We start from the raw sequence: 7552 nt of genomic DNA, 5'->3' as shown, positions 1-7552 counted from the left end.
TTTTAGATTTTAGATATTAGATATTAGATGTTTTGCGATCTAAATCCAATCAATTGGTGATTCTAATACTTTAATTAATTTTTCTTCTTGACTTCCTACTTCTGGATGATGGTCGTAAACCCATTGCACATTTGGTGGTAAACTCATCAAAATACTTTCGATTCTTCCGTTGGTTTTTAATCCGAAAAGTGTGCCTTTATCGTGAACTAAATTGAATTCTACATAACGACCACGACGGATTTCTTGCCAAGTTCGTTGTGCTTCCGTATAAGGTAAATCTTTTCTTTTTTCTAAAATTGGAACGTAGGCTTTAAGAAAACTGTTTCCAACTTCGGTTACGAAATTGTACCAATCTTCCATTTTCATTTCTTCGGTTTCTTTGCAATAATCAAAGAATAATCCGCCAAGTCCACGAGCTTCATTTCTATGTGCGTTCCAAAAATAAGCATCGCATTGTTTTTTATATTTTGGATAAAACTCTGGATTGTGTTTGTCGCAAGCTGTTTTACAGGTTTGATGAAAATGTTGTCCGTCTTCTTCAAATAAGTAATAAGGCGTTAAATCTTGTCCGCCGCCAAACCATGAATTTATAATTTCTCCATTCTCATCATACATCTCGAAATAGCGCCAATTTGCGTGAACCGTTGGTGCCATTGGATTTTTCGGATGAATTACTAAACTCAATCCGCAGGCAAAAAAATCGGCTTCACCAACGTTGAATAATTTCTGCATTGAATCAGGTAATTTTCCGTGAACTGCCGAAATGTTTACGCCACCTTTTTCGATTACGTTTCCGTTTTCTATCACACGAGTTCTTCCTCCGCCACCTTCTGGTCGTTCCCAAATGTCTTCACGAAATTTGGCTTGACCTTCGACTGCTTCTAATCCGGAAACAATTTGGTCTTGAAGATTTTGTATGTATTGGTAGAATTTATTTTTCATTGTATAATTCATATAATTCCATGTCTAATGGTGTTTCATTGACTGGAGTAAATTCATTTAGCGCTGTTCTTTGCCAAACAAATCCGTTGTTTAAAGCTACTTTTATACTTCCTAAATTGGTTTTATGCGCCATTATTTGAAGTGTTTTCAAATGCAATTCATCAAAAGCAAATTTAGTCATTTCTGCTACTGCAAATGAAGTTAGTCCTTTACCTTCAAATTGTGAGCCGATGCAATAAGCAAATTCACCTTGTTTTTTATCCCAATCGATTTTCTTTAGGATCATTAAACCTGCAATTTCTTGATCGTTTTTATCTCGAATGGCGAAAGTGAAATTTATTTTTTCTTCTATCTCTTTATTTTTAATGGCAATATATTCAATAGATTTTTCTAACGTAGTATTACTAGAAAGTGTTACCGGAAAATATCGTTTTAATCGTTCACTATTATCTAAAATAAATTGATTCAACTGTTTGGCGTCGATTGGATTTAAATGATTTATAACATATTTACTTGAGGCCATTTAAATTAAAATCTCTTACTTTAATTTATAAACTAGCATCAATCCACCGCGATACGGTATTAATTCGCCACTTTTGTTATATTCTTTTGCAAGATCATAACGTTCGCCAGTACTTAATAAATAACCTTTATAATATCCTTGATTAAAACCACCACCAGCAAAAACTTCTAAATTTAGTTTAGATGAAACTTCAAATTGATAACCAATTGTAACTCCATACAAAACACTGTATCCTTTTTGGTAATAATCTGTGTTGATGTAGTTCCATTTTTGAAATTCATAGGAAGCTCCTCCAATATGTGCTCCAACAAAAAAACCTTTGGTTGCTTCTTTAGGATAATATCTAACTTCTGGAATTAAAATAAATAACTTAAACGGTGCGCTATTTATTGATTTCCATAATGAAGCTGTTGCATCTACTTGGAAGGTAAATTTTTTAGATAAATTGGTTTCCAAACCAATAGTTGGTATTCCTGCTAAAGTTGTTGCGGCATTTAGCTTTAAACTAGTTTGCGAGTAACTGACGCTAACTATAAAAAAAGACGCAACTAAAAACAAAGATTTTACATTCATTATCAACTATTTAGATGGATATTCCTTAACTGCCTCAATAAAAGCCTTTGCGTGATCAACAGGAATATTTGGTAAAATTCCGTGACCAAGGTTTACTATATAATTGTCTTTTCCGAATTCGTCTATCATTTGGTGCACCATTTTTTTGATGGTTGGAATTGGAGATAACAATCTTGATGGATCGAAATTTCCTTGTAATGTGATTTTTCCACCTGTTAAATAACGTGCATTTCTTGCCGAACATGTCCAATCTACACCAAGTGCTGATGCTTTAGATTGTGCCATTTCATTAAGAGCAAACCAACATCCTTTTCCGAAAACAATAACTTTGGTGTCTTCGGCTAAAGCGTCAACAATTTGGTTAATGTATTTCCATGAGAATTCTTGATAATCTACTGGCGATAACATTCCGCCCCAAGAATCGAAAATTTGAACTGCATTTACTCCAGATTTTACTTTTTCTTTCAAATATAGAATAGTTGTATCGGTAATTTTTTGCAATAATGTATGTGCTGCAACAGGATTTGAAAAACAAAAACCTTTAGCCGTATCAAAACTTTTAGATCCTTTTCCTTCTACACAATAGCAAAAAATAGTCCAAGGCGAACCTGCAAAACCAATTAATGGAACCTCATCGTTCAACATTTCTTTGGTTAATTTGATAGCATCAAAAACATATCCCAAAGTTTCATTAACATCTGGAACAATCACTTGATTTACTTGTTCCATTGTGCGAATTGGATTTGGAATAATTGGTCCCAAATTGTCTTTCAGTTCAACGTGAATTCCCATTGCTCTTGGAACTACCAAAATATCTGAAAATAAAATGGCGGCATCTGGTTTTACAATTCTAATAGGTTGCACTGTAATTTCTGCTGCTAATTCTGGAGTTTCGCAACGTGTGAAGAAATCATATTTATCACGCAAAGCTCTAAATTCTGGTAAATATCTTCCGGCTTGACGCATCATCCAAACTGGTGGACGTTCTACAATTTCGTTATTTAATGCTCTTAAAAATAGGTCGTTTTTAATCATATCGTTTTTATTTAAACCTGACTGGTTGTGAAAACCTGTCAGGTTTCATTTCTAATTATAATATTCTACTACTTCTGCAATCACATTTTCTACCGATGGTTTGTCTGCAATTACAATCGTTTTTACTTTTTTATTTTCTAATGCTTCTGCTGTGGTTTCGCCAATACAGAAACACGTTTCGTCTTTTATGGTATTCATTTTAAAATAACTTTCAACTCCTGATGGACTGAAAAAAAGAATTCCGTCTAGTTTTTTGGTTATTTTTTTGGATGTTATTTTGGTTTCGTACACTTCAATTTCGTTGAAGGTAATTCCGTTTTCTTTTAAAGTATTTGCCAACACATCTCGACGTAAATTTCCGCTGAAAAAGGTAAACGATTCTTCTGAATAAATCAAGGAAATTATTTCGGCTAAATCTGCTGCGTAACCTGTGTAGGCAACAACATTAAATCCGTTTTCGGTTAATAAATCTTTGGTTTTCATTCCGATAGAAAAAACGTCTTTGCTTTTTAAATCTTCACATTTTGGATGTTGCAAAATACTTTGAACGGCGTTTTGACTAGTGAAAATTAGGTTGTTGTTTACTTTCGACAATTCGAAATTTTTGATATTGGTTTCGATAAAATCTTCTTCAATAACTGTAAAATTGGCGTCTACTAATTCTTGCTTTTGATTGGGCAAAAGTTTTTTGGTAGATACTATGTTGATTTGTTTTGTCATTGTTTCTTTTTAAACCATTAAGGTATTAAGAAAAATTAAGGATAAAACTTAATGAAACTTAATACCTTAATGGTTCAATTTTATTTTTTCAATTGTTTCTTTATTTCTATCATCAATTCTGTTCCGCCATTGTTTAAAATTTCTTGAGCGGCATTGAATCCTAGTTTTTTCCATTCGGAAATGTCTACGTTTTTATCTATTTCTAGTTTTTGTTTTCCGTCGATGGATAACAAAACTCCTTTGAAATTTATAGTGTCTTCCTTTTCATTATAGGTTGCAATTGCTCCGATTGGCGCAGTACATCCGCCTTCAAGCGTTTTTAGAAATTGTCTTTCTATATAGGTGCAAATTTCGGTTTCGATGTGATTTAATTGTGAAAGCGCGTCTAAAGTAAATTCGTCTTCAGCCATTGCAACAACTAACATTGCTCCTTGTGCTGGCGCTGGAATCATCCAATCTAGATTGATATAATTCTCTGGTTTTAAGTTGATTCTTTCTAATCCTGCTGCTGCAAAAACGGCTCCGTTCCAATCGTTATCTTGCAATTTTTGCATTCTTGTATTTACATTTCCGCGTAAATCGACCACTTTGTGATTTGGATACTTGTTCCACCACATGGCTTGACGACGCAAACTTCCTGTAGCGATAGTTCCAGTAGATTCTAAAAAATCTAAGTTGCCTTTGTGAACTAAAATATCCAATGTATTGGCTCTTTCCAAAACAGCTGCTTGCACAATTCCAATAGGCAAAGCAGTTGGCACGTCTTTCATTGAATGCACTGCAATGTCAACTTGACCATTTATCATGGCAATGTCTAAAGTTTTTGTAAAAATTCCGGTGATTCCGAGTTCGTAAAGCGGTTTGTCGAGAATGATATCGCCTTGCGATTTTACGGCAATAATTTCGGTTTTGTAACCTAAATCGTTAAGTTGTTTTTGAACCGTGTGTGCTTGCCAAAGTGCCAATTCACTATCACGAGTTCCTATACGTATTGTTTTTTCCATTTCTTTTTTGCCACAAAGACGCTAAGTCTCGAAGGTTATTAATGTTTTGAAGCAAAAAGCTTTTAAAAAAATGATTTCTCTTGTTCTAACTGAAATACTTTTTCAATCCATTCAATTCCTTCATCCATCGATTCGCCATCTTTTAAATGGTTTACAAAATGATTGGTAATTTTTTGAATGATTCTATTGCTTATTAATTCGGCTTGTTGTTCGTCAAAATTAGATAATTTTTTGCGTTGAAAATTCAATTCGCCGTCTTTTATAGAATTTAATTTTTCTTTTAACGCTTGAATTGTCGGCGCAAATTTTCTGTTTTTTGTCCAAGCAGTGAATTCTTCTTTTATTTCTTCAATGATTACTTCCGCTGCTGGAATATGTAATTTACGGTTTTCTAAGGTTTCATCTGTAATTTGAGACAAATGATCCAGGTGAATTAACGTTACACCTTCAACTTCTTTTACATTTTCGTGAACATTCTTTGGAATGGATAAATCTAAAATTAACAAAGGTTTTTTCAGATTTAAAATAGCTTTATCAATTGTCGGATTTTGTGCTCCAGTTGCAACAACTACAACATCAGCTTTTTGAAGTTCTAGTTGTAAATCGGCGTAATCTTTAACAATTAAATCCAATTTTTGAGCTAGTTTCTCCGCTTTATCTTTGGTACGATTTATTAAAGTAATATGATCGTGTTTAGTATGTTTTACAAGATTTTCGCAAGTATTTCTACCGATTTTTCCTGTTCCGAAAAGTAAAATGTTTTTGTTAGAAATATCAGCTACATTTTTAATGATGTATTGAACTGATGCAAATGAAACCGATGTTGCTCCTGAAGAAATATCAGTATCGGTTTTAATTTTTTTGCTCGCTTGAATAACCGAATTCACTAATCTTTCAAGAAAAGAGTTTACCATTCCGTTAGATTTACTTTCGTTAAAAGCAATTTTTAACTGACTGATAATTTCAAAATCTCCAAGAATTTGACTGTCTAAACCAGTTCCAACACGAAACATGTGGTTGATTGCTTCTTGATTTTTGTAGATATAGGCAACTTCTTGAAATTCTTCAACGCTACCATTACTGTTTTCACAAAGTAATTTTATTAATTGATATGGATGTTGCGCAAAACCATAGATTTCAGTTCTATTACAAGTTGAAGTCACTAGTAATGCTTCAATTCCTTCGGCTTCGGCTTGTATTAACAAAGTTGCCTTTGCTTGGTTGTCTAAACTAAACTTACCTCTAATTGCTGCGTCTGCTTTTTTGTAACTTAAACCTAATGCGTAAAAAGAAGTGTGTTTCGACATATTAAAATTTTCCATATTCTACTTTTCTAAAAAGTTCAACAAAATTATTACTATACATTTCATAAAAACAACGCTAGAGGGACTTTTTGTATCGCTCTGAGAATTTTTAAACCAAATTCGACTTTTTAGCGTTATTTGTTATAAATTTGTAGTGAAATCAAGTTCTAACAAATTTCTTATGTAGAATAATTCTAAATAAGAACGTAACAGAATTTCGAAAGTATATACGGAAAAACATCGCTATGGGTTCTCAAGAAGAAATAAAAATTGAAAATGATTTTATTTTAATTCGTTTTCAAAATGATGGAAATGAAAGTTTTCACGTAAAAAGACACGTAAATCAAGGGCTTATTCAATTTCATTTTGGCATTAAAGGAAAAGCAAAATTTGTCTTTAATGAGGGAAATTATGCCTTAGAATTGAAAGATGAGAAGTCATTATTGTTTTACAATCCGCAAAAAGAGTTGCCTTTAAATTTGGAATTGGCTCCAAATTCGTGGGTGATTTCTGTTATAATTTCCATTCAAAAGTTTCACGGATTGTTTTCTAATGATTCAGAACACATTCCGTTTTTGAGTGATGAAAATAAAGACAAGAAGTATTATAAGGAAGGCGACATTAGTCCGTCAATGGCAATTGTATTGAGTCAATTGTTTCATTATAATTTAAATCCGTCCATAAAAAACCTCTACTACAAAGGTAAAGGATACGAATTATTGAGTTTGTATTTCAATCGTTCGGAAGATCCAGATGCTGAGCAATGTCCGTTTTTAATTGACGAAGATAATGTCTTGAAAATTAAAAAAGCCAAAGAAATTATCATCACAAACATGGCCGAACCACCAGGTTTAGAGGAACTTTCGGAGCAAGTTGGACTGAGTTTGAAAAAACTAAAAATGGGTTTCAAACAAATTTATGGTGATACAGTTTACGGATTTCTATTTGATTATAAAATGGATTATGCCCGACAATTATTAGATTCTGGTTCGTATAATGTAAATGAAGTTGGATTGAAAATTGGTTACAGCACCGGAAGTCATTTTATTGCAGCGTTTAAGAAAAAATTTGCAACGACGCCTAAGAAATATTTGATGTCGATAAATCCAAATACATAATGAGAAAGGTTATAGTGTTATTTGTATTTGTTTTATGCTTTACTTCTTGTAAAAAAGATCCTTTTTTTTCGAATTTTGATACAATTGAATATTATCAACTTGCTATTGAAGACACTATAGTTGAAAGAGTTTTAATAGAAAATAAAGATTCTGTTTTGGTTAAAACTATTGATGGTAGATTACCTAAAAATTTGAAAGACGAAATCTTTTTTTCAGAGATAAATTCAGATAGGTTTATAAAAAGAAAATTTGCATCTGATGACTTAAATAATTTTATAAACCTTTTCAATTCTAATGTTTTTTTTAAATCTTAACACAACTGCATGTGTACCG

9 protein-coding genes are annotated in these 7552 nt (G+C 32.5%); 2 read left to right on the top strand and 7 right to left on the bottom strand.

Annotated elements, in window-relative coordinates; translation table 11 throughout:
• Positions 1-39 precede the first annotated feature (39 nt).
• From hemF to hemA, 7 genes are all read right to left on the bottom strand, one after another.
• The gene (gene hemF, locus DIU01_RS06600) at positions 40-942 is read right to left on the bottom strand and encodes an oxygen-dependent coproporphyrinogen oxidase (protein ID WP_290832719.1); all 903 of its coding nucleotides are present in this window, start codon (positions 940-942) and stop codon (positions 40-42) included.
• Positions 932-1465, bottom strand: a complete 534-nt coding sequence (locus DIU01_RS06595) for a GNAT family N-acetyltransferase (protein ID WP_290832718.1) — start codon at positions 1463-1465, stop codon at positions 932-934. The genes hemF and DIU01_RS06595 overlap by 11 nt, the downstream gene beginning before the upstream one ends.
• 15 nt (positions 1466-1480) lie before the next feature.
• Complete coding sequence (locus DIU01_RS06590; RefSeq protein WP_290832716.1) at positions 1481-2038, bottom strand: DUF3575 domain-containing protein; 558 nt, start codon at positions 2036-2038, stop codon at positions 1481-1483.
• A 6-nt stretch (positions 2039-2044) separates the two neighbouring features.
• Positions 2045-3073, bottom strand: a complete 1029-nt coding sequence (hemE, locus tag DIU01_RS06585; protein WP_290832714.1) for a uroporphyrinogen decarboxylase — start codon at positions 3071-3073, stop codon at positions 2045-2047.
• Positions 3074-3124: 51 nt separating this feature from the next.
• Positions 3125-3793, bottom strand: coding sequence for a uroporphyrinogen-III synthase (locus DIU01_RS06580; protein ID WP_290832712.1), 669 nt, complete (start codon positions 3791-3793; stop codon positions 3125-3127).
• An 80-nt stretch (positions 3794-3873) separates the two neighbouring features.
• The gene (hemC, locus tag DIU01_RS06575; RefSeq protein WP_290832710.1) at positions 3874-4797 is read right to left on the bottom strand and encodes a hydroxymethylbilane synthase; all 924 of its coding nucleotides are present in this window, start codon (positions 4795-4797) and stop codon (positions 3874-3876) included.
• Between the two features lie 62 nt (positions 4798-4859).
• Positions 4860-6119 carry a glutamyl-tRNA reductase gene (hemA, locus tag DIU01_RS06570; protein WP_290832708.1) on the bottom strand — a complete coding sequence of 420 codons (1260 nt, stop codon included), beginning with the start codon at positions 6117-6119 and terminating at the stop codon, positions 4860-4862.
• Between the two features lie 227 nt (positions 6120-6346).
• Here hemA and DIU01_RS06565 point away from each other — a divergent pair, with 227 nt between their 5' ends.
• Together DIU01_RS06565 and DIU01_RS06560 are read left to right on the top strand one after the other, a co-directional pair.
• Positions 6347-7219: a helix-turn-helix transcriptional regulator gene (locus DIU01_RS06565; RefSeq protein ID WP_290832706.1), complete on the top strand. Its 873-nt coding sequence runs from the start codon at positions 6347-6349 to the stop codon at positions 7217-7219.
• Positions 7219-7533 carry a hypothetical protein gene (locus tag DIU01_RS06560; protein WP_290832704.1) on the top strand — a complete coding sequence of 105 codons (315 nt, stop codon included), beginning with the start codon at positions 7219-7221 and terminating at the stop codon, positions 7531-7533. The genes DIU01_RS06565 and DIU01_RS06560 overlap by 1 nt, the downstream gene beginning before the upstream one ends.
• The last annotated feature ends 19 nt before the right edge of the window (positions 7534-7552 follow it).

It is taken from the genome of Flavobacterium sp. (assembly GCF_003525665.1).
Taxonomy (GTDB): domain Bacteria; phylum Bacteroidota; class Bacteroidia; order Flavobacteriales; family Flavobacteriaceae; genus Flavobacterium.
The sequence above is the reverse complement of the archived record's forward strand: the minus strand, read 5'-3'. Positions and strand labels throughout refer to the sequence as shown.

Bases quoted from the DNA above. Each gene is read 5' to 3' on its own strand.
- hemF (WP_290832719.1), bottom strand. From the start codon at position 942: ATGAAAAATAAATTCTACCAATACATACAAAATCTTCAAGACCAAATT.
- DIU01_RS06580 (WP_290832712.1), bottom strand. From the start codon at position 3,793: ATGACAAAACAAATCAACATAGTATCTACCAAAAAACTTTTGCCCAAT.
- hemE (WP_290832714.1), bottom strand. From the start codon at position 3,073: ATGATTAAAAACGACCTATTTTTAAGAGCATTAAATAACGAAATTGTA.
- DIU01_RS06595 (WP_290832718.1), bottom strand. From the start codon at position 1,465: ATGGCCTCAAGTAAATATGTTATAAATCATTTAAATCCAATCGACGCC.
- DIU01_RS06560 (WP_290832704.1), top strand. From the start codon at position 7,219: ATGAGAAAGGTTATAGTGTTATTTGTATTTGTTTTATGCTTTACTTCT.
- hemC (WP_290832710.1), bottom strand. From the start codon at position 4,797: ATGGAAAAAACAATACGTATAGGAACTCGTGATAGTGAATTGGCACTT.
- DIU01_RS06565 (WP_290832706.1), top strand. From the start codon at position 6,347: ATGGGTTCTCAAGAAGAAATAAAAATTGAAAATGATTTTATTTTAATT.
- hemA (WP_290832708.1), bottom strand. From the start codon at position 6,119: ATGGAAAATTTTAATATGTCGAAACACACTTCTTTTTACGCATTAGGT.
- DIU01_RS06590 (WP_290832716.1), bottom strand. From the start codon at position 2,038: ATGAATGTAAAATCTTTGTTTTTAGTTGCGTCTTTTTTTATAGTTAGC.